General features: G+C 65.0%; 26 protein-coding genes. 7 read left to right on the plus strand and 19 right to left on the minus strand.

The genetic code is table 11. The annotated features are described in order from the left end of the window. Nucleotides 1–5: 5 nt before the first annotated feature. The 5 genes from ACZYTC_RS19490 to ACZYTC_RS19510 form a co-directional block, all read right to left on the minus strand. Complete coding sequence (locus ACZYTC_RS19490; RefSeq protein ID WP_488990327.1) at nt 6–1,556, minus strand: ankyrin repeat domain-containing protein; 1,551 nt, start codon at nt 1,554–1,556, stop codon at nt 6–8. 175 nt (nt 1,557–1,731) lie between these two features. Next, on the minus strand, nt 1,732–2,397 hold the full coding sequence (locus ACZYTC_RS19495; protein ID WP_434958854.1) for a GntR family transcriptional regulator: 666 nt from the start codon (nt 2,395–2,397) through the stop codon (nt 1,732–1,734). A 106-nt stretch (nt 2,398–2,503) separates the two neighbouring features. Beyond that, entirely contained in the window at nt 2,504–4,105 is a 1,602-nt protein-coding gene (locus tag ACZYTC_RS19500) for an amidase (protein ID WP_434958853.1), read from the minus strand. A 281-nt stretch (nt 4,106–4,386) separates the two neighbouring features. After that, nucleotides 4,387–4,863, minus strand: a complete 477-nt coding sequence (locus ACZYTC_RS19505; protein WP_441772236.1) for an SRPBCC family protein — start codon at nt 4,861–4,863, stop codon at nt 4,387–4,389. Next, nucleotides 4,860–5,225: an ArsR/SmtB family transcription factor gene (locus ACZYTC_RS19510; RefSeq protein WP_441772237.1), complete on the minus strand. Its 366-nt coding sequence runs from the start codon at nt 5,223–5,225 to the stop codon at nt 4,860–4,862. Before ACZYTC_RS19510 ends, ACZYTC_RS19505 begins: the two co-directional genes overlap by 4 nt. A gap of 540 nt (nt 5,226–5,765) precedes the next feature. Between ACZYTC_RS19510 and ACZYTC_RS19515 the strand changes: the two genes are divergently transcribed. After that, the gene (locus tag ACZYTC_RS19515; protein WP_441772238.1) at nt 5,766–6,407 is read left to right on the plus strand and encodes an alpha/beta family hydrolase; all 642 of its coding nucleotides are present in this window, start codon (nt 5,766–5,768) and stop codon (nt 6,405–6,407) included. Between the two features lie 8 nt (nt 6,408–6,415). Here the strand turns inward: ACZYTC_RS19515 and ACZYTC_RS19520 are convergent, their stop codons facing one another. Together ACZYTC_RS19520 and ACZYTC_RS19525 are read right to left on the minus strand one after the other, a co-directional pair. After that, on the minus strand, nt 6,416–7,222 hold the full coding sequence (locus tag ACZYTC_RS19520; RefSeq protein WP_441772239.1) for an alpha/beta fold hydrolase: 807 nt from the start codon (nt 7,220–7,222) through the stop codon (nt 6,416–6,418). 122 nt (nt 7,223–7,344) lie between these two features. Then, nucleotides 7,345–7,833 carry a GFA family protein gene (locus tag ACZYTC_RS19525; RefSeq protein WP_441772240.1) on the minus strand — a complete coding sequence of 163 codons (489 nt, stop codon included), beginning with the start codon at nt 7,831–7,833 and terminating at the stop codon, nt 7,345–7,347. Nucleotides 7,834–7,926: 93 nt separating this feature from the next. On the opposite strand from ACZYTC_RS19525, the gene ACZYTC_RS19530 reads away from it, so the two are divergent. Both ACZYTC_RS19530 and lepA read left to right on the plus strand, forming a co-directional pair. Further along, nucleotides 7,927–8,280 carry a lysozyme inhibitor LprI family protein gene (locus ACZYTC_RS19530; protein WP_434958847.1) on the plus strand — a complete coding sequence of 118 codons (354 nt, stop codon included), beginning with the start codon at nt 7,927–7,929 and terminating at the stop codon, nt 8,278–8,280. A gap of 94 nt (nt 8,281–8,374) precedes the next feature. Continuing rightward, nucleotides 8,375–10,183, plus strand: coding sequence for a translation elongation factor 4 (gene lepA / locus ACZYTC_RS19535; protein ID WP_434958846.1), 1,809 nt, complete (start codon nt 8,375–8,377; stop codon nt 10,181–10,183). Between the two features lie 110 nt (nt 10,184–10,293). Here the strand turns inward: lepA and ACZYTC_RS19540 are convergent, their stop codons facing one another. Further along, nucleotides 10,294–10,962 carry a sulfite oxidase-like oxidoreductase gene (locus ACZYTC_RS19540; RefSeq protein ID WP_488990328.1) on the minus strand — a complete coding sequence of 223 codons (669 nt, stop codon included), beginning with the start codon at nt 10,960–10,962 and terminating at the stop codon, nt 10,294–10,296. Nucleotides 10,963–11,048: 86 nt separating this feature from the next. Between ACZYTC_RS19540 and ACZYTC_RS19545 the strand changes: the two genes are divergently transcribed. Continuing rightward, on the plus strand, nt 11,049–13,094 hold the full coding sequence (locus ACZYTC_RS19545; protein ID WP_488990329.1) for a M3 family metallopeptidase: 2,046 nt from the start codon (nt 11,049–11,051) through the stop codon (nt 13,092–13,094). A 99-nt stretch (nt 13,095–13,193) separates the two neighbouring features. Here the strand turns inward: ACZYTC_RS19545 and olsB are convergent, their stop codons facing one another. The 8 genes from olsB to ACZYTC_RS19585 form a co-directional block, all read right to left on the minus strand. Further along, nucleotides 13,194–14,117 carry a l-ornithine N(alpha)-acyltransferase gene (olsB, locus tag ACZYTC_RS19550; RefSeq protein ID WP_434959735.1) on the minus strand — a complete coding sequence of 308 codons (924 nt, stop codon included), beginning with the start codon at nt 14,115–14,117 and terminating at the stop codon, nt 13,194–13,196. 124 nt (nt 14,118–14,241) lie between these two features. Beyond that, complete coding sequence (locus tag ACZYTC_RS19555; protein WP_434958843.1) at nt 14,242–14,886, minus strand: Pr6Pr family membrane protein; 645 nt, start codon at nt 14,884–14,886, stop codon at nt 14,242–14,244. Between the two features lie 67 nt (nt 14,887–14,953). Continuing rightward, nucleotides 14,954–15,607, minus strand: coding sequence for a Pr6Pr family membrane protein (locus tag ACZYTC_RS19560; protein WP_488990330.1), 654 nt, complete (start codon nt 15,605–15,607; stop codon nt 14,954–14,956). Nucleotides 15,608–15,784: 177 nt separating this feature from the next. Continuing rightward, complete coding sequence (locus tag ACZYTC_RS19565) at nt 15,785–16,123, minus strand: hypothetical protein (protein WP_488990331.1); 339 nt, start codon at nt 16,121–16,123, stop codon at nt 15,785–15,787. Nucleotides 16,124–16,227: 104 nt separating this feature from the next. After that, nucleotides 16,228–17,766 carry a YifB family Mg chelatase-like AAA ATPase gene (locus ACZYTC_RS19570; RefSeq protein WP_488990332.1) on the minus strand — a complete coding sequence of 513 codons (1,539 nt, stop codon included), beginning with the start codon at nt 17,764–17,766 and terminating at the stop codon, nt 16,228–16,230. 208 nt (nt 17,767–17,974) lie between these two features. Next, a complete protein-coding gene (locus ACZYTC_RS19575) occupies nt 17,975–18,397 on the minus strand; it encodes a hypothetical protein (RefSeq protein ID WP_488990333.1) in 423 nt (140 codons plus the stop codon). A gap of 80 nt (nt 18,398–18,477) precedes the next feature. Then, nucleotides 18,478–19,068: a LysR substrate-binding domain-containing protein gene (locus tag ACZYTC_RS19580; protein WP_488990334.1), complete on the minus strand. Its 591-nt coding sequence runs from the start codon at nt 19,066–19,068 to the stop codon at nt 18,478–18,480. Nucleotides 19,069–19,112: 44 nt separating this feature from the next. Then, nucleotides 19,113–19,547, minus strand: coding sequence for an NUDIX hydrolase (locus tag ACZYTC_RS19585; RefSeq protein ID WP_441772249.1), 435 nt, complete (start codon nt 19,545–19,547; stop codon nt 19,113–19,115). Nucleotides 19,548–19,761: 214 nt separating this feature from the next. Here ACZYTC_RS19585 and ACZYTC_RS19590 point away from each other — a divergent pair, with 214 nt between their 5' ends. Beyond that, on the plus strand, nt 19,762–20,001 hold the full coding sequence (locus ACZYTC_RS19590) for a hypothetical protein (protein ID WP_441772250.1): 240 nt from the start codon (nt 19,762–19,764) through the stop codon (nt 19,999–20,001). Between the two features lie 104 nt (nt 20,002–20,105). After that, entirely contained in the window at nt 20,106–20,540 is a 435-nt protein-coding gene (locus ACZYTC_RS19595; RefSeq protein WP_488990335.1) for a GNAT family N-acetyltransferase, read from the plus strand. A 36-nt stretch (nt 20,541–20,576) separates the two neighbouring features. On the opposite strand, the gene ACZYTC_RS19600 is transcribed toward ACZYTC_RS19595, so the two are convergent. Beyond that, complete coding sequence (locus ACZYTC_RS19600; protein ID WP_488990336.1) at nt 20,577–21,446, minus strand: hypothetical protein; 870 nt, start codon at nt 21,444–21,446, stop codon at nt 20,577–20,579. A gap of 179 nt (nt 21,447–21,625) precedes the next feature. Next, nucleotides 21,626–22,801: a citrate synthase gene (locus tag ACZYTC_RS19605; RefSeq protein ID WP_488990337.1), complete on the minus strand. Its 1,176-nt coding sequence runs from the start codon at nt 22,799–22,801 to the stop codon at nt 21,626–21,628. A gap of 105 nt (nt 22,802–22,906) precedes the next feature. Here ACZYTC_RS19605 and ACZYTC_RS19610 point away from each other — a divergent pair, with 105 nt between their 5' ends. Further along, a complete protein-coding gene (locus ACZYTC_RS19610; RefSeq protein ID WP_488990338.1) occupies nt 22,907–23,998 on the plus strand; it encodes a citrate synthase/methylcitrate synthase in 1,092 nt (363 codons plus the stop codon). A 56-nt stretch (nt 23,999–24,054) separates the two neighbouring features. On the opposite strand, the gene ACZYTC_RS19615 is transcribed toward ACZYTC_RS19610, so the two are convergent. Then, the gene (locus ACZYTC_RS19615) at nt 24,055–25,332 is read right to left on the minus strand and encodes an MFS transporter (protein ID WP_488990339.1); all 1,278 of its coding nucleotides are present in this window, start codon (nt 25,330–25,332) and stop codon (nt 24,055–24,057) included. Nucleotides 25,333–25,340: the final 8 nt, after the last annotated feature.

Below are 25,340 nucleotides of genomic sequence, written 5' to 3' on the forward strand. Positions count from 1 at the left end.
GGCCGTCAGGTCGACGCCGGTGCCCGGTCCCTGAGAAAGGCCGCGACATCGTCTGAAAAATCATAGCCTTCGAACGCCGAAAGCGGCACGCCGTGCTCGACCAAGGCCCGTGCACAGCCGACATAGTCCTGCGGCATGACGCTGGCGATATCCTCCGCCTGGCTGGCATAGGAGAGCGTGCCGAGGACGTTGTTGCCGAAGCCGTGCTCGGTGCGCCAATCGGCTCCCTCTTCCAGCAGCAAGCTCAGCATGGCGGCGTCGCCCTGGAACATCGCCTTGTTGAGCGCCGTCGCCGACCATTCATGCTCCTTCACCTCGCGGGGCCAGCCCAGGCCGAGCATGACGCGGACGGCCTCGATCGCGCCGTTGCCGGCAAGCAGAGGCAGGGTCCTGAGCTGTCTTTCCGAAAGGCGGGCGAGAATATCCGGCTCCCTTGCGAGAATATCGGCGGCCGCGGCCCGGTCAGCCCGCGTGCAGGCCGCCACGAAAGCCTCTTCCTGGGTGAGTTCCTCCTCGATTCCCATCGCCTGCAGCATGGCTGCTACATCGGTGCGACCATATTGCTGGGCATAGCGATAGAGGCTCACGCCGCCATGGCCGGTGGCACGCGGATCGGCGCCGGCGTCCAGCAAGGCCCGGACATGGGCGCTGGAGCGTCCCCGCAGGATGGCATGATGGATCCAGGCCTGTTCCCTGGCATCGCCGCCATGCGCCAGCAGCAGCCTGAGCGTGTCGAGCTTGTCGAAATCGAGCACCCGGCCCAGGGCATTGGTGCCAGTGACGCGCGCGCCGGCGGCGAGCAGCAGGCGGGTGCCGACATCGTCGGAGCCCTCGACCGAATGATAAAGCGATTCATTGTCATTCGGATCGGCGCCCGCTTCAAGCAGCAGCCGGGTCATGGCTTCGTCATGCGTGCGTCCAGCCGCGCCATAGAGCCCGGAAAGCGGCGAATCCGGCCAGCGCGGGTCCGTCCAGCTGGCGTTGACGTCGGCGCCATGGGCGAGCAGCAGACGGGCGCAGGCGAGCAGCGGCTCTTTGAAGCCCGGTACGCGGACCAGGCCGGAATGGCTGGTGCCGATCAATGGCGGCATGGCGAGCGGGCCGCCGCTGCGGTTCACGAAGGCCGGATCCTCGGCGATGAGCGCCCTGAGCCGAACCTCGTCGCCGGTGACGCAGGCGAGCCACGGGTCCTGCGCGAACAGTGCCGGTTGTTCGGCAAGGGTGCGTTGCGCCAGATGGCGCTGGGTGGCATTGCCCTCCAGCACCCAATTGAGCCAGGTCCGCAACCTCTCGGCTGTGGCGCTGCGCGTCCACTCGACATAGTGCTTGAGCTCGCTCCAGGAGCGGAAGCCGTAGTCGCGCGCGATGACGGACTGAGCGTCGTGCAACGCGAGTTGGCGGCCGGCAAGCCCGGCCGGCTCGAGGCCGCGTGCCGAGGGCAGGCATTCGGCGAAATGGCGAAGAGCCTCGCTCTCGCCGTTGCGGGCGGACCGTAATAGCTGCTTGGCCTGGTTCTTGAGGTGCGAAAGGTCGGGCGAAACCGGAAGGGTTTTCATGGTGCCTCCATGTGCGCAGAGCCGAAGACCCGCAATCGGCTGCACAGGGGCAGGTCGTCCTGATGTCGATGATTGTGAGGGGGCTGAGCCCTTCCCGCGGGTCCGGAGGCGTCTCGCAGCGCCGTGACGGATCCTAGGGGTTTTCTCGCCTGGATGGAAGTCCCATCCGCCGGGGTTACGCTCCGGTGCTGCGGGATTTGCCGAGCGATGACATCAAGTCGCCGAAACGCTCGCCCTGCACGGCGACATGGGCTCGCAGTTGCTCGGCGGCATGCTGGGCCTCGCCGGCGCGGATGGCGGCGACTACGGCCTCATGCTCGTTCTGCGAGGTCTTCATGCGGTTGCGCACGCGTAGCTGCAGGCGGCGGAAGGGAGCCAGGCGCTTGTTGAGGACCACTGCCTGGCTCGCCAGGAACTTGTTGCCGCTGGCGCGATAGATGACGCGGTGAAACGTCTCGTTCTCATAGTAATAGCTGTCGGGATCGCCATTGGCGGCAGCCTCCTGGCAGGCCGCCAGGGCCGCGACGAGAGCCTGTTCGTCCTCGGGCAGGAGACGGCGGGCGGCGAGGCGCCCGCACATGGCCTCCAGTTCCGCCATGACCTCGAACATTTCCATGAGCTGGCGGGGATCAGGCGCGCTGACGATGGCACCCCGGCGGGTTCGCAGCTCCACCAGCCCAGCGGCGGCAAGCTGCTGCAGCGCCTCGCGGATCGGCGTTCGCGAGACGCCGAAACGTTCGGCGAGAGACACTTCGTCGAGGCGCTCACCCGGCTTCAACCGCCCGGTGGCGATCTCGTCCTCGATCGAATCCCGCAATTGGGTGGCTCGGCGCTCGGTCATAGGCCCATATCGCGCCTTCTACCGATGCCGGCAAGCTGCCATTCCTTTCACGGCCCGAGAAAGCCAGGCACGCGCTTCGGGGACTGGCGTGCCTCGGCCGGTCGCCTCACGCCGGCTTGAGCGCCGGTGGCAGCCTGTTCTGAGGCCAGCCGGTGGCCTGCTCATAGGCGTAGGCGAGCTGCAGCACGGACATCTCGGCATGATTGCGCCCAACGAGCTGCATGCCCATGGGCAGGCCACGATCGTTGAAGCCGACCGGCACGCTCATGGCGGGGCAGCCGGACATGGTGACCGGGATCACCACCTCCATCCAGCGATGATAGGTGTCCATCGCTTGGCCGTTGATGTCCTTGGGCCAATGGGTGGTGGCGTCGAAGGGGAAAACCTGCGCCGACGGCAGGATGAAGTAGTCGTAGCGCTCCATGAAAGTGCGGACCGCCTGGTACCATTGGGTGCGCGCGGCGGCGGCATCGGAGAGTTGGACGGCGCTGAGCTTCAGATAGTTCTCGATCTCCCATTGCGCCTCCGGCTTGAGCAAGGCGCGCTTGGCCGGATCGTCATAGAGCACCTTCAGGCCGGAGCCGGTCTGCCAGGCGCGCAGCGGCAGCCAATTGCGCCAGACATTCTCGATGGGATAATCGGGCTTGGCTTCCTCGACGGTGCAGCCGAGCGCTTCGAAGGTCTTGAGAGCTGCCCTGCACAGCTCGAGCACGCCCGGTTCGAAGGGCAGATAGCCGCCGCAATCGCCAAGCCAGGCTATGCGCACTCCCTTCAGGTCGCGCTTCAAAGGCTCGGTGAAGCGCGTGGGATCCTCGTGGAGGGAGAGGGGCGCGGCGGCGTGGTAGCCCGATTGCACCGCGAGCAGCAAAGCAAGATCCGAGACATTGCGTGCCATCGGGCCGTTCACGCCCAGCGAGGCATCGAACACGTCGGCGCCCGGTGAGGGAACCCGCCCGAAGGAGGTGCGGAAGCCCAGCACATTGTTGAAGGCTGACGGGTTGCGCAGCGAGCCGGCATGGTCGCTACCATCGGCGACCGGCAGCATGCGCATGGCCAGCGACACCGCGGCGCCGCCACTGCTGCCGCCTGCGGTCTTGCTGTGATCATAGGCATTCAGCGTGGTGCCGAAGACCTGGTTGTAGGTCTGCGACCCCAGGCCGAACTCCGGCGTGTTGGTCTTGCCGATGATGATGCTGCCCGCGTGTTTCATGCGGTCGACGAAAAGCGCATCGGTCTTGGGAATGCGGTCCTTGAACAAGGGCGAGCCCTGCGTGGTGCGGATGCCCTTGGTGTCGGCGAGGTCCTTGATGGCTTGCGGGAAACCATGCATCCAGCCGGCATAGTCGCCGCGGCCGAGCTGCGCGTCGCGCTCCCCGGCCTGCTTGAGGAGATCACCGCGATCCTGCCGGGAGACGATGGCGTTGACCGTGGGATTGAAGCGGTCGATGTGGTCGAGGTAGGCCGTCATCACCTCCACGCAGGAAATGGATTTCGACTTGATCGCCTGCGAGAGCGGGATGGCATCCATCATCACGATGTCGGAGGGCGCCGTTTTCGCCAGGGACGAGCCTGGCCACGCCGCCTGGCCGACAAGGGCGGCCGAGGCCGCGCCCGCCAGTCCCTTCGCGCTGAGATTCAGGAAACCGCGTCTGCTGAGACCACGCTCCTGCGCGGGTTGCGACGTGCCGCCGCGTTGCTTGCCAGCCATGGAAAACCTCCTCGATCAACCTTCTGAATGAGGTTGTGTCCACACACTGCCAGGTTCTGTGTCATCCATCAATTAAATTGTATACAAAATTATTATTCAATAATACATAAATGGCATTTACTTATGCAATAGCAAAACGAGGCTTTTGCGAGCCGCCCGCATGGCGAGGACATGCTGCGCGGTACGCGCAGCGGGCTGCACAGTCGAACTGCGACCGCAATACAGGCCCGGGAGGAGAGATTTTCGTGTCGGGGAAGATAGATTCCAGGAATCCGGTCCGATCACGCCTGCTTTTCGACCAGCGCCGCCAGTTGCCCCGTCACGGTGCCCCAGCCGTCATGGAACCCCATCTTTTCATGCAGGGCGCGATCGGCGTCGCTCTTGTGCATGACATGGGCAGTGTAGTCGGTTCCGTCTGGGTGGTCGGCGAAATCGACGATTGCCGTGATGAACGGCTGTTCGGCGGGGCGCCAGCCGCGGGTGAGCGCATTGGTGAACACGATGCGCCGCCGGTCGTCGACGGTCAGGAAACAGGCGTCGAGATGGGGCTGAAAGGTGCCGCCATCCTCGCTGATCCGGGTCACGAAGGCGCCACCCGGGGACAGATCCATGTCGACGACCTGGCATCGCGCAGGGGCGGGCACCCACCATTGTTCGAAGAGGGCGCGCTCGGTCCAGGCCTGCCACACGATGGCCCGCGGCGCTTTGATAACGCGAGCGATACGCAGGTCGAGTTCGGGGTCGAAGTGGCGGGTCACGTCGGCGGCTCCTTGTCGAGCATGGTGGCGACGATGCGTTCCAACCTGTCGGTCCGGCCCTCCCATATCGCGTGCTGGGCAGCCAGCCAGCCCTCGACGGCGGCGAAAGTCTGCTTTTCGATGGTGCAGGTCCGCACGCGCCCCTGTTTGCGGGTGCTGATCAGGCCCGTACCCTCAAGCATGCGGATATGTTTCATGAAGGAGGGCAGGGCCATGTCGAAGGGTTCGGCCAGGTCGCTGATGCTGGCCGGCCCCCGCCCCAGGCGTCCGAGCACGGCCCGTCGGGTCGGGTCGGCCAGGGCCAGGAAGATCTCGTCGAGCTGCTCGATACGATAAGCCATAAGGCTAAGTATCAGATCCATGCCCCACCCGCAAGAGTCGACCATCTCGCCACGATTCGGGTCGGAACCTGAGCGGCCTCTCCCGGCGGCAAATATGCAATTCAAACAATTTGAATAATAATTATGGCCCTAAATCGAAGATGCGAGCGTATTGTTGATTGCCATTACCTCCAGTCTCGATAATATGAAGGCACGAATGACGGAAGGTAGTTGCGTGCCGGCAACTCGGGCAGATCGATCAAAGTGTCAACTGTCTCAACGGAAGCACACGACGTGTTGGTAACTGGGCTGGCTAACACCAGACTGGATTGGGGGAAATAATGTCCTGGTTGGTTTGCATCCTCCTATACTGTCTGTCTTCCTCGATCATGGCTTCTTTGCTCGGACAAGCACTACGCGAGGAACGTGTGTCCTGAACGCGAGAACATCGCAGGAGTTTTCTCCTTCCCGAAGCAGAGTCACGCAGTTCCGGCAATTGCATGAATCGCGGCGCTAGCCTTTGATGACGACTGGGCGTGCCGTTGGCATGCCGTCATCCGCGGTCAGGGCCAAGGTATTCATATGGCATTGCACTTCCTCATGGACGGACCCGAGGATGCAAGGATCACCGTCCTGCTCGCGCATGGTGCCGGAGCGCCAATGGATTCGGCCGCAATGTCCGCCAGTGCCGGGGCGCTGGCTGCAGCCGGATTGCGCATGGCCCGGTTCGAATTCGGTTATATGGCAGCGCGGCGCCAATCGGGCGCCCGCAAGCCGCCACCGCGCGCCGAAACGCTGGAAGGCGAATATCGCGCCGCCGTCGAAGCATTGGGGGCGGCTGGACCTCTCGTCATCGGCGGCAAATCGATGGGGGGCCGGATCGCCAGCATGATCGCCGACGATCTCCAGGCCGAAGGCCGCATCGCCGGTCTGTTGTGCCTCGGCTACCCCTTCCATCCCATCGGCAAGCCCGAGCAGTTGCGCACCGCCCATCTCGCCGACATGCGCACCCCGGCGCTCATCGCCCAGGGCACGCGCGATCTCTTCGGCACGCGCGAGGAGGTCGCGACCTATACGCTGTCGCCCCGCATCGAAATCCTGTGGCTGGAAGATGGCGACCACGACCTGAAGCCGCGCAAGGCCGTTTCCGGTTTTTCGGCCGCCGACCACCTCAAGACCCTGGCGGTGGCCGTCTCGGGCTGGGCCGCGCGCCTCGCCACCTGACCGGGCCGCTATGACGCGAGCTTGCCAAGAAAGTCGAGCACCGCCCGGTTGAAAAGTGCCGGCCGCTGCAACGGCGCGAAATGGCTCACGCCTGGCAGAACGGTCAGCGTCGCGCCGGGAATGGTGCGGGCAAGATAGGTTGCATGGTCGGGGCGAATGAACTCGTCATGCTCACCCAGCACGATCTCCACGGGCACATCGATCGCGCTTAGATCGCTCGCGCTATAATTGGGCTGCGTCCGCATCATCTCGCTGACGGCGGCGACAAAGGGTTCGAAGCTATCCGGTGTGGCGGACAGTGCGGCATAGTCCTGGCGGTGCCGGGCGAAACAACGGTCGAGCGCGGGGCTCGGCTCCATCTCTTTGGTGCCGCTGGGGTCCATGTTGCAGGCGAAGAAGAATACGCCCGACGAGCGGGCGGGGTTCTCGGCAGCCAGCACCAGGGCGATGCAGGCGCCGTCGCTCCAGCCGACGAAGCGGGCCTTGTCCAGGCCGAGCCGATCCATCACCGCCAGCACGTCGGAGGCCATCAGCTCATAGGAATAAGGCCTGTCGTCACGCGTGCTGCGGCCGTGGCCACGGCTGTCGACCAGGACAACGCGATAGCCGGCGGCCCGCAGATCGTGCAATTGGTAGCCCCAATTGCCGGCATGGCCGAGACCGCCATGCAGCAGGATCACCGGCGGCCCGTCGCCATACGAAGCATGCCAGATGCGGGCGTCGTCGTGATCAAGCCAGCCCTCGATATCGGCCTGCGGCAGGGGCGGCGCGCCATAGGCGTGAAATTGGCTGAGATCGTCGTCCTGCGTGCTCATGGCCGTCCCTTCCTGTCCCGGTGCAATCGAGGGCTCCTTGGTGTCGATTTACCACATCTAGACCAATTGCAAACAGCAAGTGCTCTTGCGCGGGCGGGCGGCTTTGGCCGATCCCGCCCGCTTCATTCGCTCAACAGGCCATGACGCCGGTGCCAGTCCTCCAGCGATTCCTCGGGATAGGTGTCGAAATGCAGATAGCCGGGACCGGATGGTACATCGACCCATCGGGGAGCATCGGCCAGCATCATCTCCACGATCTCCGGCGGCTTGGGCAGCGGCGTATCGATCGCCGAGGCGTGCGGGTGGATCAGTTCCGGCCAGCGCGGATCCCACAGCCAGAGCGCACTGCCGCATTCCCCGCAGAAATGGCGCCCGGCCGGCGAGCGTTGGTCGGCCTGCCCTTCCTCACGCAGGACGGCGTGATAGATGCGCAGATGCTCGCGTCCCTCCACCTTCAGGCTTTCGGCATGGGCGCCGAGATTGATGGCATAGCCGCCTGATCCCGCCGTCTTGCGGCAGATCGAGCAATGGCAATGCATGAAGGGCGCGGGGCTCATCGCCTCGACGCTGAACGTCACGGCGCGGCAATGGCAGGATCCTTTCAGCAGCATGTGCGTTTCCTTAGTCTCTTTGTCTCACAACGGATGGAATGATGTGGGGTTCCAGGAGAACTTCGCTTCCATACAAACCGGAAAGGGTGACCCTTGAAAGGCAGATTCGTCATCATCGCCATGGCTGCATTGCTGTTCTCCTCCACGGCGCAAGCGGGCGACTATGCGCCCCTCGATTGTGCCAAGGCAGCTTCCCCCGCCGAAAAAGCCGTCTGCGGCAGTTACGCCCTCGGCCAGGCCGAGGCGCGCATGGCGACGCTCTACGGCGTCTCGATGTCCCTGGTGGCCATGGGCCAGCGCGGCAATATCGGCGAGGCTCAGCAGGCCTGGATCAAGACGCGCGAGGCCTGCGGCGCCGATACAGCCTGCCTCGACAAGGTCTATGGCGAGAGGATCGGCGTGCTGGACGAGGTGATCCGCAACATCGCTTCGCACGGCCCGTTCTAGAACTAGGGCCGGTGGGGCCCGCAAACAGGCCTCGGCCGGCCTGGAATCCCCATTTGTCCTTGGCGCAATCATCCCTTCCTGCTATTGCGCGCGGATGAGCGAAGAATTGATCGAAAATATCCGGAATTTCTCCATCGTGGCCCATATCGACCACGGCAAGTCCACCCTTGCCGATCGTCTGATCCAGGCCACGGGCACGCTGACTGACCGTGAAATGGTCGAGCAGGTGCTCGATTCCATGGATATCGAGCGCGAGCGCGGCATCACCATCAAGGCGCAGACCGTGCGCCTGAACTACCGCGCCCAGGACGGCAAGGACTATATCCTCAACCTGATGGATACGCCCGGCCATGTCGACTTCGCCTATGAGGTCTCGCGCTCGCTCGCGGCCTGCGAAGGCTCGCTCCTGGTGGTCGACGCCTCCCAGGGCGTCGAGGCGCAGACGCTCGCCAATGTCTATCACGCCATCGACGCCAATCACGAGCTGGTGCCGGTGCTCAACAAGATCGACCTGCCCGCGGCCGAACCGGACCGCATCAAGCAGCAGATCGAGGACGTGATCGGCATCGATGCCTCCGAGGCCGTGCCGATTTCGGCCAAGACCGGCCTCAACATCGACCAGGTGCTGGAAGCCATCGTCACCCGCCTGCCGGCGCCCAAGGGCGACCGCAACGCCCCGCTCAAGGCGCTGCTGGTGGATTCTTGGTACGATGCCTATCTCGGCGTGGTCGTGCTGGTGCGCATCTTCGACGGCACGCTCAAGAAGGGCCAGCGCGTCAAGATGATCGGCACCGATGCGCATTACGAGGTCGATCGCCTCGGCGTCTTCAGGCCGAAGATGCAGGCCATCGCCGAGCTCGGGCCGGGCGAGATCGGCTTCATCACGGCGGCGATCAAGGAAGTGGCCGATACCCGCGTCGGCGACACCATCACCGATGATCGCAAGAACACCAACATTGTGCCGCTGCCGGGCTTCAAGCCGGCCCAGCCCGTGGTGTTCTGCGGCTTGTTCCCGATGGATGCGGCGCAGTTCGAGGATCTGCGCGCCGCCATGGGGCGGCTTCGCCTCAACGATGCCTCGTTCTCCTTCGAGATGGAATCCTCGGCGGCGCTCGGCTTCGGCTTCCGCTGCGGCTTCCTTGGGCTGCTGCACCTGGAAATCATCCAGGAGCGCCTGGAGCGCGAGTTCAATCTCGACCTGATCGCGACGGCGCCGTCCGTCATCTACAAGATCAACATGACCGACGGCAGCCATATCGAGCTGCATAATCCGGTCGACATGCCGGATGTGGTGAAGATCACCTCGATCGAGGAGCCGTGGATCCGCGCCACCATCTTGACGCCGGACGACTATCTCGGCTCGATCCTCAAGCTCTGCCAGGACCGGCGCGGTGTGCAGGTCGATCTCAATTATGTCGGCAAGCGCGCCATGGTGCAGTACGACCTGCCGCTCAATGAGGTGGTGTTCGACTTCTATGACCGCCTGAAGTCGGTATCGAAGGGCTACGCCTCCTTCGATTATCATTTGACCGACTACAAGGAAGGCGATCTGGTCAAGATGCAGATCCTGGTCAATGCCGAGCCGGTGGACGCGCTTTCGATGCTGGTGCATCGCGACCGCGCCGAGAGCCGCGGCCGCGCCATGTGCGAGAAGCTGAAGGACCTCATCCCCCAGCACATGTTCGTGATCCCGATCCAGGCGGCGATCGGCGCCAAGATCATTGCGCGCGAGACTATCCGGGCTCTGCGCAAGGACGTCACCGCCAAATGCTATGGCGGCGACATCTCCCGCAAGCGCAAGCTTCTGGAGAAGCAGAAGGAAGGCAAGAAGAAGATGCGCCAGTTCGGCAGCGTCGACATTCCGCAGGAAGCCTTCATCGCCGCGCTCAAGGTGGATGGGTAGGGACGAACTAGCTTTATCCTAGGATCGCCGGCTGTCCAGCCAGCTTTCAATCAATCATGAAACGCCGGGTTTCCAGGAGTCGGCTGGAAAGCCGGCGGTCCCAGACGCCTTCACTCGCTGTAACGCTCCTCCCGCCAGGGATCACCGCGGTTGTGATAGCCGCGCACTTCCCAGAAGCCCGGCTTGTCGCGGGTGGCGAATTCGATGCGGCTGAGCCATTTGGCGCTCTTCCAGAAATAGAGCCGGGGCACGACGAGGCGCACCGGGCCGCCATGGTCCGAAGTCAGCGGCCTGCCCTCCCAGGCGTGGGCGATCAGCACGTCCTCCCCCAGGAAATCCTGCAGGGACAGGTTCGTGGTGTAGCCGTCGGCCGAATGCAGCACGACATGACCAGCCTCGGGCCTGGGCCGTACGATCTCGGCGAGGGCCAGCGTGGTTAGGCCCTCGAAATGGTTGTCGTAGCGCGACCAGGTGGTGACGCAGTGGATGTCGCAGACCTGCGTCACCTGGGGCTGGGCCGAGAAGGCCGCAAAATCCCAGATGACCGGATTCTCGACCGCACCGAACACATCGAGCTGCCAGCGCGCCTTGTCGATGCTGGGCTGCAGGCCGAGATCGAGCACCGGCCAATCTTTGACGAGATGCTGGCCCGGCGGCAGGCGGTCGCTCTCGGGCCGGGACGCCTGGCCGGTGAGGAACTTGCCGGCCTGGGCCCAGAGCTGCTTGGTGCGGGTGAGCTTTGAATCAGCCGGCGTCGCCGGGTCGTCATCATCGGCCATGGTGCCCTCCAAAAAGACAAGATAATGCATATTTCGGTTGATGGTAGGTCGGCTGCTATAAGGGCCGTACCCGAATCGAGGTCCTCATGTCCGCTGACGCCAACCCCCTCCTCGCCCGCTGGTCCACCCCCTTCGAAGCGCCGCCCTTCGCCGATATCCGCACCGAGCATTATCGTCAGGCCTTCGAGGCGGCGCTGGCCGAAAACAAGGCGGAGATCGCTGCGATCGCCGATAATGCCTCGGCGCCGAGCTTCGACAACACCCTGGCGGCGCTGGAGCGTTCGGGCCGGGCGCTCGACCAGGTCGCCTCGGTGTTCTTCAACCTGGCGGGCTCCGACACCAATGACGAATTGCAGGCGATCGAGCGCGAGATGGCGCCGATCCTGTCGCGCCATCACACCGCGATCTATCTGAACGACGCTCTGTTCCGGCGTATCGATGCCGTCTTCGCCCGGCGGGCGGAGCTCGGCCTGTCGCGCGAGCAGGCCCGGGTGCTCGATCGCTATCACACCGCGTTCCGTCGGGCCGGCGCCGGCAGGCCCGAAGAGGTGAAGCAGCGCCTGGCGGCGATTTCCGAACGCCTTGCCAGTCTCGGCACCCAATTCGGACAGAACGTGCTGAAGGACGAGAAGGCCTGGTCGATGAAGCTCGACGGCGAGGCCGATCTCGCCGGCCTGCCCGATTTCCTGCGCGCCGCCAGCGCCAGCGCCGCGGCGGATCGCGGTGAGAGCGGCCATGTCGTCACGCTGTCGCGCTCACTGATCGAACCTTTCCTGCAGTTTTCCGCCCGCCGGGACCTGCGCGAAACGGCCTTCAAGGCCTGGCTCGCCCGCGGCGAGGGCGGCGGCGAAACGGACAACCGCGCTTTGATCGCCGAAATGGTGGCGCTCCGGGCCGAGCGCGCCAGGCTCCTGGGCTATCAGACCTTCGCCCACTATCGCCTGGACGATTCGATGGCCCGCACGCCTGAGGCCGCGCTCGATCTCCTGCGCTCGGTCTGGCAGCCGGCCCGCAGCCAGGCCGAACGCGAGCGCGAAGGCCTCGAGGCCCTGGCGGCTGGGGAAGGCGACAACATCGCGCTGCAAGCCTGGGACTGGCGCTATTATGCGGAGAAGAAGCGACGCCAGGAATTCGACCTCGACGAGGCCGAGCTCAAGCCCTATCTGCAGCTCGACAAGATCATCGAGGCGGCCTTCGATACGGCCCGGCGCCTGTTCGGCATCACCTTCACCGAACGCAAGGACGTGCCGGTCTATCATCCGGACGTGCGGGCCTTCGAGGCGACGGATGCGGCCGGGACGAGCATCGGCCTGTTCTATGGCGATTATTTCGCCCGGCCCTCCAAGCGCAGCGGCGCCTGGATGAGCGCCTTCCGCAGCCAGGAGCGGCTGAACGGCGCGATCAACCCGATCATCGTCAATGTGATGAATTTCGCCCGCGGCGCGGATGGGCAACCGACCCTGTTGTCCTTCGACGACGCCCGCACGCTGTTCCACGAGTTCGGCCATGGCCTGCACGGCCTGTTGTCGGACGTAACCTATCCCCTGCTCTCGGGCACCAGTGTGGCGCGCGACTTCGTCGAATTCCCTTCGCAGCTTTACGAGCACTGGTTCGAACAGCCCGAAGTGTTGCAGCGCTTCGCCGTGCACTATCGGACGGGCGAGCCGATGCCGAAGGCCTTGCTCGACCGCCTGCTCGCCAGCCGCACCTTCAACCAGGGCTTTGCCACGGTGGAATATGTCTCCTCCGCCCTGGTCGATCTCGAAATGCATCTCCTGAAGGAAGCCGAGGGCTTCGATGTCGGCGCCTTCGAGGCCAAGGTGCTCGGCGAGATCGACATGCCCCGGGCGATGGTGATGCGCCACCGGCCCCCACATTTCCAGCATGTCTTCTCGGGCGACGGCTATTCCTCGGCCTATTATTCCTATCTGTGGTCGGAGGTGCTCGATGCCGACGGCTTCGACGCCTTCGTCGAGACCGGCGACATCTTCGATGGCGAGACGGCCCGCAAGCTCAAGCAGTTCGTCTATGCCGCCGGCAACCGGCAAGATGCGGCGCAGGCCTATCGCGACTTCCGCGGCCATGATCCCAAGCCCGAGGCCTTGCTGAAGAAGCGCGGCCTGGCGGCATGATTGGAGCGCGGACATCCTGTCCGCTCTTCTTTTCAGGCGCGCATGACGGTTGCGAAAGCGGACATTGCGACATGCAAGCATGTCGCAATGTCCGCGCTCCTACGCCGCGTGCCGCTCTGCGCCCGCGCCGAAATGATCGACATAGCGCGGATTGATCTTCTCGACCGGCAGGACCACCAGCACGTCGGTGGTGCCGAACTGATGATCGATAACCGCGCCGTCGCCAAAGCTGGCGCCGAGGCGCAGATAGCCTTTGATCAACGGTGGTAGGGCATGCAGCGCCTGCTTGACGTCGATGCCTTCCTTGGCGATGCGGTTCATCGAGACATAGCGCTCCGGCACCGCCTTGACGCGCCACTCGCCCTCGGTAGCGGCATGGTGATGCAGGAAGGCGAGCGGCAGGGCAAGGCGGCTCGGGTCGGTGCCCTCCAGGCTGGCGCAGCCCAGCATCACGTCGATCTTGTGATGCAGCACATAGGTCCAGATGCCGTGCCAGAGCAGCTCCACCGTGCGCTTGTTGCGATAGGCCGGCAGTACGCAGGAGCGGCCGAGCTCGAGGAAGCGGCGGCCAGGATGGGCTGCGATCAGCGGCTCGATTGCGTATTCGGCGGTTGAATAGAAGCCGCCATGGCGCTCGGCCACGTCCTGGCGCAGCAGGCGGTAGGTGCCGACCACCCGCCCGCCCGGCTTGCCCAGCCTGGTGGGGGCGTCATGGTCGATCACCAGCAGATGGTCGCAGAGCGTGTCGTAATCGTCGCGGTCACGCCTGGAGATCAGGGACAGCGCGTCCGGTATGGCGGCCATCTCCTCGTAGAACACCTGATAGCGCAGCTTCTGCGCCTTCTTCACGTCCCTGGCGGTCTCAGCCAACCGTACTTCCAGGGAGCCGATGCGTCCGAGAGTCATCGGCAAACCGATATTCTCGATGCGACGCTGGCGCAAGGCCGGCTTGAGCCGGCGGCGCGGCGCCAAGGGCACGATGCCGGCCGGCAGCTTGCTGCTCCAGCCGCGCGGATCGATCATTGCAAACAAGCCTTTCGGCGGCGTCGTCGGCATCTTCAGCCCCTGCCCGAATCCCCATCCGACAAGCATCATCACAGTTTTCGCACGGATTTGTGACAACAAGCCGCAGCGCCGCGCCGCCCGCTCAGGCGGGCTTTGCCGGGGCCAGGGCGCGATCGATCGCCACCACGATCAATCCCAGCCCGAGGAAGCCCGCCAGGATGACGAGGCCGTTGGCGAGGGCGCCGCCATAGCCGAGAACCGTGACGTCGGCAAAGGGGTAGAGATAGCGCCCGGCCAGTGCGCCATAGAGCAGCGAATAGGCGACATAAAGCAGGGGGTAGAGCATCCATGCGATGGGATCGCGCCAGCGCAATTGCCCCTTCGGCACGAAGACGAGCCAGTAGAGCACGAACAGCACCGGCACGATTCGATGCAGCACGTTGTCGACCGCGAGTGTCAGGCCGCTCATCGGGCGCAGCCCGGTGAGCAGGGCAGCAAAGATCACGCCGACCACGAAGATGTAGATGGCTACGGCCGCCCGGGTTCCCGGCCGGGTCAGGAAGCCGCCGCGTTCCCCGAGGAGGGCACTGGCCCCGGCCACGATCGTCACCAGCGTGTTGGTGAGTACGGTGAAGTAGCTGAAGACGAGGATGATGCCGTCGAAAGCGCTTCGTCCCTGCGCCTGAACGGTCTCGACGCTCAGCAGCACCTGCAGGAGCACGGCGCTGCCCGCGATGAGGGCGATCACGCCGGCGACGAGGCGTCCGAGACTTTGGTTGCCTGTCACGCCATACCTCGTCCTGGCTGTGATCGGCAGCTTAGCAGAGGCCCTGTCATCATGATGCCGTCGACGGTCACTGCCGCGCCCGGACCACGGAGCCGGCAAGGGCGCGATCGAGCGCCACCAGCGCAAGGCCGAGGCCGTAGAAGGCGGCGAGGATCAGCGCAGCATAGCCGAGCGCGCGGGGATAGCCGAGCACCGGCACGTTGGAAAAGGGGTAGAGATAGCGCCCTGTCAGCGCGCCATAAATCAGCGAGTAGACGACGTAGAGCGCTGGAAATATCAGCCAGGCCAGCGGATTGCGCCAGGTCAGCTGGCCCTTCGGCACGAAGATGAGCCAATAGAGCGTGAAGAGCACGGGCACCACCCGGTGCAGGGCGATGTCGACGGGCACGGCGAGGCCGGTCAGCTGCCGCAAGCCGGCGAGGAACACGGCATAGATCAGGCCGACGATGATGATGTAGACGGTGACGGCGGCCCGGGTCGACGGCCGGGTCAGGAAGCCTCGGGCTTCCCCGCGCAGGGCGCAGGCGGTGGCCACCACGGCCAGGATCACATTGGCCTGCAGGGTGAAATAGCTGAACACGGTGACGAGGCCATCGAGCGCCGTCCGGCCCTGCGCCATCACCGCCCCGACCACGATCCAGGCACGCAGGGCAACGGCGAGCCAGGCCGTGATGGCGATCAGCGCCGCAAAAAGGCGTCCGGCTGCCTGGCTGCCCGTCATGAATCACCCCGATTGCTGCTGCGGCTGGCAGTACAGTCTAGAGCGTTTTCCAGAAAAGTTGATAGACTTTTCGATTAAGAAAACGCGTCAGAACAAAGAGTTAGAGAAAAAGTGCGACTCGCGGAAATCGCACTTTTCTCTAAGCCGCATCGGCAGAGGCTGGCCAGCGTGGAGCGATCAATAGGGATCACTGCGCTCCAGGATCTCCTGGCCCATCAGCACGCAGTCGCCCGGCAACTGGGCATAGATCAGGTGCATGCGGTAATCGCCCTTGTAGATCGAGCCCTCGACCTCGATCACGTCGAAGCGGCCCTTGCCGACCAGGGCCCCGACGGTGCCGATTGCCCTCACGCTGTCGGGATCGACCTGGGCGCGGTCGTCATTGTCGGAATGGAAGGCCAGCAGCTTGGCGGCCTGCTTCACGGCGGCATCGGCGCAATGGGGGCGGGGAGCAGCGTGGGAAGCAGCGGTGCCGGCGAGCAAGGCGAGGCAGGCGAGAAGGACGGGTATGCGCATGACATATCTCGGGTGAACATCGGCTGGGTGTGTCTGCAGATAGCGGCTTGGCGGCCGTGTCGCCAGCCTGTCCATGTCGCAGATAGCGCGTGATAAGGTCGAGCCTAGGCCAGAACCGTCGCCCTGTCCGTCCTCGCCCGGTAGCTCAACGCTTCGGCGATGTGGATGCGGCCGACATCGGTCTTGCCGTCGAGATCGGCCAAGGTGCGCGAGACGCGCAACACGCGGTGGAAGCCGCGGGCCGACAGGCGCATGGCCTCCGAGGCATCGCGCAGAAGCTTGGTGGCTCCCGCGTCGGGGCGGGCGACCTCCTCGACCACATTGACCGGCACGCTGGCATTGGTGGAGCCGTCGGGCAGGCCGAGTGTGCGGTAGCGTTGGGCGGCACGGTCCCGGGCTTCCGCCACCCGGGCCGCCACCTCGGCCGAGCCTTCGGCGGGCGGTGGCAGGATGAGGTCGGCGGCGGAGACGGCGGGCACCTCGACGACGATGTCGATGCGGTCGAGCAGCGGGCCGGAGATGCGGGCCTGATAGTCGGCGGCGCAGCGCTCAACCGGCCCGCGCCGGCAGGCGAAGCCCGGATCGTTGGCCTTGCCGCAGCGGCACGGATTCATGGCCGCGACCAGCTGGATCCGAGCGGGATAGGCGACGCGGGCATTGGCCCTGGCGATCACGGCCTCGCCCGACTCCAGCGGCTGGCGCAGGGCATCGAGGGTCTGTGGTGCGAATTCAGGCATCTCGTCGAGGAAGAGCACGCCGTGATGCGAGAGCGACACTTCGCCGGGCCTGGCATGGATGCCGCCGCCGATCAGGGCCGCCATCGAGGCCGAATGATGCGGAGCACGAAAGGGGCGCCGGCTGGTGAGCTCGCCGCCGGCGAGTTGGCCCGCCACAGAATGGATCATCGAGATTTCCAGGAGCTCGGCCGGCACCAAAGGCGGCAGGATCGAGGGCAGCCTTGCAGCCAGCATGGACTTGCCGGAGCCAGCCGGCCCGATCATCAAGAGATTATGCGCACCGGCGGCTGCCACCTCCAAAGCGCGCTTGGCGGTCTCCTGACCCTTGATGTCCTTGAGGTCGGGCAGGGCGGCCGCTGGCGCGGCGATGCGCGGCTGCGGGCGGGAGAGCAACTGTGTGCCCTTGAAATGATTGACGAGCTGGATCAGCGAACGGGGGGCGAGAATGTCCATCTCCGGGCTGGCCCAGGCCGCCTCCGGCCCGCAGGCGGCGGGGCAGATCAGGCCAAGCCGGCGGCCATTGGCGGCGACGGCGGAGGGCAGCACGCCGGCGACCTTGGTGATGGTGCCGTCGAGGCCAAGCTCGCCAAGCACGCAATAGCCCTCCAGCGCGTCATGGGGAATGGCGCCGATGGCGGCCATCACCCCGAGCGCGATGGGCAGGTCGAAATGCGAGCCCTCCTTGGGCAGGTCGGCCGGGGCGAGATTGACGGTGATGCGCTTGGCCGGCAGGGCCAGGCCGGCGGCGGTGAGGGCGGCGCGTACCCTCTCGCGCGCTTCCGACACCGCCTTGTCGGGCAGGCCGACGATGGTGAACACCACCGAACCGGTCATGATCTGGACTTGCACGTCGACCTGGCGCGCTTCCACGCCTTCGAATGCCACCGTCGCGACGCGCGATACCATCTCGTTTCCCCGTCAGCCTGCTCGACGATAGCGGGGAAGCGTGGAGCCGCCAAGCAAAATGAGAACAAAGAGTGATTCTGGAAGCCTGTGACCGAGGCCCATCCGTCCGCCAGCCGATCAGGGACGGCCCCGGTGCGGCTGGGCCCTGTGCTGTGCAATCTGGCAGGCCCGCATCGTCAAAGGCGAGCTGGTCGATGCTGTAACGAGACTATTGTGCAGGGGAGGCGGGACTCAATTTCTTGGTGTCTTTGCCAAACGCGAATTCACCCGTGCTGCCGTCATTCATTGTCAGCGAGCCTGTGCCACTCATGCGGCTCGGTCCGTTTCGCACGCTGGCAGTGCCTTTGCGACCGTCGCTGCAGAGGATCGGCACATACATCAGGCCTCTGACGGCCGACAATGTATAGGAGCCGCTGCACGAAAACGTGCCCTTGCTCACCGTATAGGAACCCTGGATCTGCTCGATACGTATCGATCCATGCAAAACTCCGCCCAGCCCCTTGCTTGCCACCACCACAGGCAAGACCTGCACATTGCCCGGGAGGGTGCGGACCGGAGCTGTACAGGCTCCAAGAGCAGCGGCAAGGAAACCGGCAGCAAAAAGACTCGCGGCGACGGAAAAGGCGCGCATGAGATCCCTCAAGCAACAATCACGAAGATTGGTATGATGATTTATTCCAGGGAGGCAAGGGCGTAGCGAATGCGCCGGGCTTATCGGATCTGGGCCGATATTCTTCGAACATCGAGCGATATTTGGCGAGTGCCTGGCCGAGATAGCAGAGCAGGGCGGCGCGCATCCAGTGCGCCGAGCTCGAGGCGGCAAGCGCATCGCCGAGGCCAATCCAGCGCCTCCTGCGCCAGAACGGCTTCGCCGGCGGGGTCGAGCCCGCGCTCCTTGAGATGGTAGGGCGCCGCATAGTTCGCGAAGGCGATGCCCGAAATGCGGCGGCAGACCAGCGTTTCCGGCGGGTCGACGGCCGGGCGCACGGCGACATCTGCGTCGCGATGGGTGAGGCTAGCAAAGGCGTTCGAGGTGTTCACCTCGATGAGGACGCCGGGATGGTGCTGCCGGAAGGCCGCCAATATCGAGGGCAGGACGGAGGCCATCAGCGTATCGGTGGTGGTGATGCGTAGGCTTCCTTCCAGGCGCAGGTCATCACCGAGCCCGCCATGATCTGGATCCGCACGTCGACCCAGCGCGCCTCCACGCCCTCGAACGCCACCGTCGCGACGCGCTATACCACCTCGTTTCCCGTCAGCCCGCTTGACGATAGCGGGGGGAAGCGCAAAAGCGCCAGGCAAAATGAGAGCTAGACGTGATCAACGCCGGCAAATTGCGAGGCGTTTCAGGGTTTCACGCCCTGCAGCAACGACGATAATCCCGGCTCTTCGACAACGAGAGCCGCATCTGCCGGCAGGACCCACCGCACTTGGCGCTGACCGATTTCTTTCCAGGTCGGCAATGTCGCATTCACATGCAAAGGGTACACTGCGACCTCGACGAGATCGAAGTGCTCCGCCCGGCGCTTCCAATAGACGAAGCTGCCGCAGGGTTCCTCGGCGACCGTTCCGACCAGGCCGGCTTCCTGTTCGGCCTCGATTCTCGCGGCTTCCCAATCATCGCGCCCTTTCATCGGCCATCCCTTCGGGATCGACCAACGGCTGGTCTCGCGCGTGGTGATCAGGCACACTTCGAGCTGCCCATCCCGTTCGCGCACGGGAAGGGCAGCCACTTGATGCCGTATATCGGGCTGGCGCTTCTTTTTGTCCTTCTTGGGCATGGCTTGGTCAGTATAGCGCAAAAGAGCGGATATTATGTCAGATATTCGACCTGGATTGTTGTTTTGGCAACATATGTCGATCGAAAGAAAGCCTGCTGCTCCCGCTGGCGATGGTGGGGTTCCATTCCCTGTGCGAGATCCGAAATGCCCGCCAGTGACGCCATCGAATGCCGATTGCCTTTTATACCGACCTGCAGAAAGAGGATGATCGCCAATGGATCCCAAGGAAGAATGGCTCCGCTATAGCGGCTGGGACGCCAGCGAGCATGACCGCTGGCTGCGCGACAGGATCGCGTCGCTCTTTGACCTGCAGAACCCCACGTCGAGGCAGCAGCAGCTGCTGCATATGGCGAGCTTGCGGTTGACGCTTCAGGATCTGCCGGCCGCCGCCTATCCAGGTCAGGAGGCCGAGCTTCGCGCTTTGGCGGAAATCGAGTTCAAGGACCCGGCCTGAGCGGCGGAGGCCAAGAGCGAAGATTCGAGAACGAAGACTCAATCGAAAGTGAGCTATCAATGCCCATGGATGTCCGGATCGCGTCTCCTCGGGACGCCGGCCCGATGGCCCAACTCATCAACGAGATCATTGCGATCGGAGGAACCACGGCGCATCGCCGGCCCTTTGACGAGCATCGCATCCTTGATGAGTTCATCGCCGCCAAGCGCGGAATCTGCTGTTTCGTGGCGGTCGATGATGCGCAGATCCTGGGGTTCCAGTCCCTCGAATGGTGCGATCCGGACTGGCCGGGCGAGGACCGTCTGCCGGCGGACTGGGCGGTCATCGGAACCTATGTAGCACCCGGGGCGCATGGCAGGGGCATTGGCCGCGCCTTGTTCCTGGAGACCGCGAAGGCCGCCAAGGCGGCGGGCGTACGTTTCATTGACGCCACTATCCGCAAGGAGAACGAGGGCGGCCGGGCCTTTTATGCCGGTATTGGCTTCGTCGATTACCGCACCGGAGACGAAAGCGTTTCAAAGCGTTTTGCACCCGGCTGACGCTTGGCGTCGCCGCTCGGCTGTACGGGACTTGGCTCAAGGAAGTGGCAGGAGCGCGAGGCTGTCTTTCAGAATGTCGGCCGGAATCAGGCCGTTGCCTTCGCCGGAGAATTGTATGTCGTGGAGCCACCAGCGTGCGTTGGCCTTGGCATAGGTCAGCCGGATGAACATCGTTTTTCTGTCGCTGATCGCGGCGTAGTAGAATTGCTGCCGGATGCCATCCATTTCCCTGTCGATGATCTTCCGGATGTGGCTGAAATCATATTGCTTCACATTGGCGAAGAGCCCGTCGACGGAGCGTTTCATGCCCTCATCGGAATTGGGGATGACCTGCCGGACGGCATTTGTGGCACCGTCGTAGTTCCGCCTGGCGATGCTGGTCATGATCTTCTCGCTCGTCTCGTCGACCGCCGTGGCCGGTCCGGTCTGGTTGGCGCCCGTCAGGCCGACCAGGCTGCCTTCGAGGAGGGAGGCCGGAAAGATCGCACTCGCGGAGCCGGTTGCAAAGCGAAAATCCCGATGGCGCCAACCGGCATCGCTCATCCGATAGGTAAAGCGCAGATAGACCGGTGTGTAATCGTCGACCCGCATTGAAAGATAGATCTCGCGGATGGCCTCCGGGAAAGAGAGGTCGAGCACCTTGCCGATTTCGGTGAGTTTGCGCCCCTTGAGCGGGGCCAGGGCATTGCGCAGGCTCTTCCCGAATTCGCAATCGGTGGGGTTGTCCGCACCGCAGCCAATCTTCGCTACGCTGTCGAAATCCTGCCGGGCCAGCGCATCGACATAGTGCCGGACCTGGGCTTCGGGATCGTCGATCAGTGGTATCTCCTCGGCGGTGGCCAAGCAGGCGAGGCCGAGGAACAAGGCGAACGACAGAAGGAGGCGACGCTTGAGATGGCGGGGCATCCGCTTTTCTCCAATGGAGTGAGGTCGGGCCTAGGCAGAGTTTCCCGGCCGGCCCCACGGGTGGCGCGCGATTTGACCCTGCTGTTCGCCGGAGGAAGGCAAGCATGGAGCGGGCCGCTATGCAGTGCCATGCGAAACAGAGGCCGCGCCCCGTTGCTGGCGTCGTCAGGGCCGACCGTTCAATCTGCTTCCGGCCCGGGCACGCCCGTCTTCAAGGCCGGACCGTCATAATGCGCACGCGGGCGGATCAGGCTGCCCCGGGCCGTCTGCTCGAGCATATGGGCGATCCAGCCGACGGATCGGGCGAGGGCGAAGAGCGTGAACGGGGCGCTCGCCGGCAGGCCGTAATGGTCGGCCAGGGCCGCGAGGGCGAAGTCGACATTCGGTGGTTCATCGCTGTGCTCCGCCACGGCCTCGCGGATGCCCTCATAGATCTCGCTGCAGGAGAAGCAGGCCAGCAGGGCGGCCGCCCGGGGATCCCCGTTGGGATAGAGCGGGTGGCTGAAAGCGGGCAGGCGATGGCCGCGGGAGAGCCAGTCATGCACGGCGCGCCGGGGGCCGACCCGGCGGGCGGTCTCGGCCAGGGCCTGTACGCTCACGGCGGCCGTGCCATGCAGCGGTCCGGCAAGGGTGCCCAGCCCTGCCAGCAGGCCGGCGGCCAGCGGAGCGCCCGTCGATGCGGCCGTGCGGGCGGCGAAGGTCGAGGCGTTCAGCTCGTGATCGGCCAATAGCACCAAAGCCCTCCGGATGAGGTCGGCGGCATTGGGAGCCTGCCAGGCCAATGCCGCCCGCTGGTGCAGCGGCAAGGCGCCATCGGCCCCGCCCCCGAGCATCGCCGCCGCCATGGTACCGACCAGCCCCGCCGCTTCCCGGCAGAGCACGGCATGCGAACGCCCGCCGGTGGGAAAGTCGTGGCTGGCCCGCCTCGCCAGAGCGAGCAGCGCGGCTTCGAAAGGGTTGGCCGGGATCGGCATGCCCCTGACCGTGGCTGGGAAGGCGAGATCGACCCTTCCGACCTGCCAGAGTAGCTTGGCGGTCTCCTCGAGGCTGGCATGGTCGGAAAGGCCGATGGCATCCTCGCCGCGATACCACAAGCGGCCGTCCGATATCGTCGACAGGCCGGAGGCCAGCACGGGCTCGCCGAAGGAGATGGTCTGCGTGGCGACGTCGGCGACGCTGCGGCGCCCGGCATGGCGTCCTGCCAGCCGTTTGACGTCCTCGCCATGGTAGAGGCTGCGCCGCACATCCTGCGGATGCGGTTTGGTGCGGATCCTGCCGCGGCTGACATTGGCATAGAGCGTCTGCGGCTGGACCTTGAGGACGGCGAGAGCTTCTTGCGAGGTGATCCAGGGCATCGGCGCAAACCAGGCTGATATATTGACGATATCTATCAAGATTGACGTCAATGCTAAAGCGTCAGCATGCTTGTCGCAATACGAGGTTTCATTGAGGAGATTGCGATGAACAATGGATTGGACGATGTCATTGCCACCGAGACCGTGATGTCGGACGTGGACGGCCTTGCCGGCCGGCTCGTCATTCGCGGCCATTCGCTCGACGATCTGGCCGGCCATGTCGGCTATGAGGAACTGGTCGGCATCCTGCTGGACGGCTTCTTCCAGGATCTGCCCGGTCCGAAGGAACTGGCGTTCCGTCTCGGCGAGGCCCGCCGCGAGGTGTTCGAGGCGCTGATCCCGGATGGTCTCGCCGCCGAGAACCTGCCGGCTACCGATGCCCTGCGCGCGGCCCTGGCCCGCCTTGATGACGGTGAGGATCTTGCCCTGGCGCTCCGACTGATTGCTGCGCCCGCCGTGCTGACCCCGGCCATCATCCGCCACAAGGGGGGTGAGGCGGCCATTGCGCCGGATCCGGAGGCCGGCCATGCCGGCGACATGCTGCGCATGCTGCATGGAACCGTGCCTCGCCCGGAAGCGGCCGCTGCCCTCGACACCTACCTGGTCACGGTCAGCGACCACGGCCTCAATGCCTCGACCTTCACCGCCCGGGTCGTCGCCTCGACGCAGGCCGGCCTGACCTCGGCGGTGCTGGCGGCACTCAGCGCCCTGAAGGGCCCTTTGCATGGTGGCGCGCCGGGCCCGGTACTCGACATGCTCGACGGCATCGCGGCTTCGCAGACGGCCGAGGCGTGGCTGGAGGCAGCTCTCGACAGGGGCGACAGGCTGATGGGCTTCGGCCATCGCATCTACCGCGTGCGCGACCCGAGGGCCGAGGCGCTCAAGCGGGCCGTTACGGCGCTGTTCGGGCCCGGCAAGAACGACACCGGTCGCCTCGCTTTGGCCGAGCATGTCGAAGCGGCCGCGACCAGCATTCTTGCCCGCCGCAAGCCGGACCGCTCCCTTCAGATCAATGTGGAGTTCTATACGGCGTTGCTGCTCGAAGCGCTCGGCTTCCCGCGCGAGAGTTTCACCAGCATCTTCGCCACCGGGCGGGTGGTAGGCTGGATCGGCCATGCCCGTGAGCAGGTGCTCTATGGCCGGCTGATCCGGCCGCAGTCCCGCTATGTCGGTCCGCGGCCGGACCAGGCCGCCTGAAACGCGCGAAAGCGGGCTCCATCACCAGAGCCCGCTTTCGTGTCTTTTGCTGGACCTCAGGCTGTCGCTGTCGCCAGGCGCGACCGCACGCCGGCCAGGATGAGCAGGACGGCCAGCAGGAGAACCAGGCCGGCCGCGACGAACACGCCGCTCGCGCCGCTGACGTCGAAGATCGTGCCGCCGCCGGCGGCGCCGAGGGCGATGGCAAGCTGGATCACCGCCACGATCAACGCCGTGCCGCTTTCGGTTTCATCCGGCACCGCGCGGGTGATCCAGGCCGTCCAGGCGACCGGCACTGCGCCGAAGGCGAGGCCCCACAGGGCAATCAGCACGGTATCCGCCAGGGGAGCGCTGCCGAGGCCGGCGAGCATCAGGCCGAGCACACCCATCGCCAGGGGCATCGCGGCCAGGGTCAACCTGAGGCTGCGCTCGAGGAGGAAGCCGCCGAGGAAGGTGCCGAGGAAGTTGGCGATGCCGAAACCGAGCAGGATCGCCGACATCGTGCTCACGCCGACCCCCGTCACCGTTTCCAGGAAGGGCCGGATATAGGTGAAGAAGGCGAAATGGCCGGTGAACACCAGGGTGACCGCGACCATGCCGAGGCCGATCTGCGGGCGCATCAGCACCTCCCACAGCGTGCGCAGGCGGGCATGCCCGCGCGGCTCCAGGCGCGGAAGGGTAGCGAACTGCACCACCAAAGCGAGGACGCCGAGGCCGGCCCCCATGATGAAGACGGCCTGCCAGCCGGCTATGTCTCCGACATAGCTGCCGACCGGAGCGGCGAAGACGGTTGCAGCCGAGACACCGCTGAACAGGATCGACAAGGCGCGCGGCACCATCGCCTCCGGCACCAGCCGCATCACGGTGGCGGCAGACATGGTCCAGAAGCCACCGAGCGCGATACCGAGCAGCACCCGCCCGAGAATCAGGAAGGCCAGGCTCGAGGCGGAGGCGACCAGCAGGTTGGAAGCGATCAGCAGGATCGAGAAGGCCAGCAACACCACACGGCGGTCGAGACGCCGCGTCAGCGTCACCACGAGCAGACTGGTGATCAGGGCCACCGTGGCGGTTGCGGTGACGGCCTGCCCGGCCACGCCTTCGGTCACGCCGAGATCGCGGGCCATCGGCGTCAGCAGGCTGGCCGGCAGGAATTCCGCCGTGACCAGGCCGAACACGCCGAGCATCATGGAGATCACGGCGCCCCACAGGGCGTTCTGCGATCCTGGGGCAGCCGTCACGTCGGCCGCGGGAATATCGTCCTTGAAAGCCCGGTGCGGGCTGCGATCCGGCTCGATCGCATCAAGCGTCGAGGCGGTCTGCAACGCTTCGCTCATCTGTCTCG

The organism is Labrys sp. F242, from assembly GCF_057813875.1.

Excerpts from the sequence above, each read along its gene's own strand:
- ACZYTC_RS19510 (WP_441772237.1), bottom strand. The coding sequence starts at position 5,225 with ATGGATCTGATACTTAGCCTTATGGCTTATCGTATCGAGCAGCTCGAC.
- olsB (WP_434959735.1), bottom strand. The coding sequence starts at position 14,117 with ATGATCGATCCGCGCGGCTGGAGCAGCAAGCTGCCGGCCGGCATCGTG.
- ACZYTC_RS19490 (WP_488990327.1), bottom strand. The coding sequence starts at position 1,556 with ATGAAAACCCTTCCGGTTTCGCCCGACCTTTCGCACCTCAAGAACCAG.
- ACZYTC_RS19610 (WP_488990338.1), top strand. The coding sequence starts at position 22,907 with ATGAACAATGGATTGGACGATGTCATTGCCACCGAGACCGTGATGTCG.
- ACZYTC_RS19515 (WP_441772238.1), top strand. The coding sequence starts at position 5,766 with ATGGCATTGCACTTCCTCATGGACGGACCCGAGGATGCAAGGATCACC.
- ACZYTC_RS19570 (WP_488990332.1), bottom strand. The coding sequence starts at position 17,766 with ATGGTATCGCGCGTCGCGACGGTGGCATTCGAAGGCGTGGAAGCGCGC.
- ACZYTC_RS19545 (WP_488990329.1), top strand. The coding sequence starts at position 11,049 with ATGTCCGCTGACGCCAACCCCCTCCTCGCCCGCTGGTCCACCCCCTTC.
- ACZYTC_RS19520 (WP_441772239.1), bottom strand. The coding sequence starts at position 7,222 with ATGAGCACGCAGGACGACGATCTCAGCCAATTTCACGCCTATGGCGCG.
- lepA (WP_434958846.1), top strand. The coding sequence starts at position 8,375 with ATGAGCGAAGAATTGATCGAAAATATCCGGAATTTCTCCATCGTGGCC.
- ACZYTC_RS19560 (WP_488990330.1), bottom strand. The coding sequence starts at position 15,607 with ATGACGGGCAGCCAGGCAGCCGGACGCCTTTTTGCGGCGCTGATCGCC.
- ACZYTC_RS19540 (WP_488990328.1), bottom strand. The coding sequence starts at position 10,962 with ATGGCCGATGATGACGACCCGGCGACGCCGGCTGATTCAAAGCTCACC.
- ACZYTC_RS19600 (WP_488990336.1), bottom strand. The coding sequence starts at position 21,446 with ATGCCCCGCCATCTCAAGCGTCGCCTCCTTCTGTCGTTCGCCTTGTTC.
- ACZYTC_RS19565 (WP_488990331.1), bottom strand. The coding sequence starts at position 16,123 with ATGCGCATACCCGTCCTTCTCGCCTGCCTCGCCTTGCTCGCCGGCACC.
- ACZYTC_RS19595 (WP_488990335.1), top strand. The coding sequence starts at position 20,106 with ATGGCCCAACTCATCAACGAGATCATTGCGATCGGAGGAACCACGGCG.
- ACZYTC_RS19605 (WP_488990337.1), bottom strand. The coding sequence starts at position 22,801 with ATGCCCTGGATCACCTCGCAAGAAGCTCTCGCCGTCCTCAAGGTCCAG.
- ACZYTC_RS19575 (WP_488990333.1), bottom strand. The coding sequence starts at position 18,397 with ATGCGCGCCTTTTCCGTCGCCGCGAGTCTTTTTGCTGCCGGTTTCCTT.
- ACZYTC_RS19585 (WP_441772249.1), bottom strand. The coding sequence starts at position 19,547 with ATGCCCAAGAAGGACAAAAAGAAGCGCCAGCCCGATATACGGCATCAA.
- ACZYTC_RS19525 (WP_441772240.1), bottom strand. The coding sequence starts at position 7,833 with ATGCTGCTGAAAGGATCCTGCCATTGCCGCGCCGTGACGTTCAGCGTC.
- ACZYTC_RS19615 (WP_488990339.1), bottom strand. The coding sequence starts at position 25,332 with ATGAGCGAAGCGTTGCAGACCGCCTCGACGCTTGATGCGATCGAGCCG.
- ACZYTC_RS19500 (WP_434958853.1), bottom strand. The coding sequence starts at position 4,105 with ATGGCTGGCAAGCAACGCGGCGGCACGTCGCAACCCGCGCAGGAGCGT.
- ACZYTC_RS19495 (WP_434958854.1), bottom strand. The coding sequence starts at position 2,397 with ATGACCGAGCGCCGAGCCACCCAATTGCGGGATTCGATCGAGGACGAG.
- ACZYTC_RS19590 (WP_441772250.1), top strand. The coding sequence starts at position 19,762 with ATGGATCCCAAGGAAGAATGGCTCCGCTATAGCGGCTGGGACGCCAGC.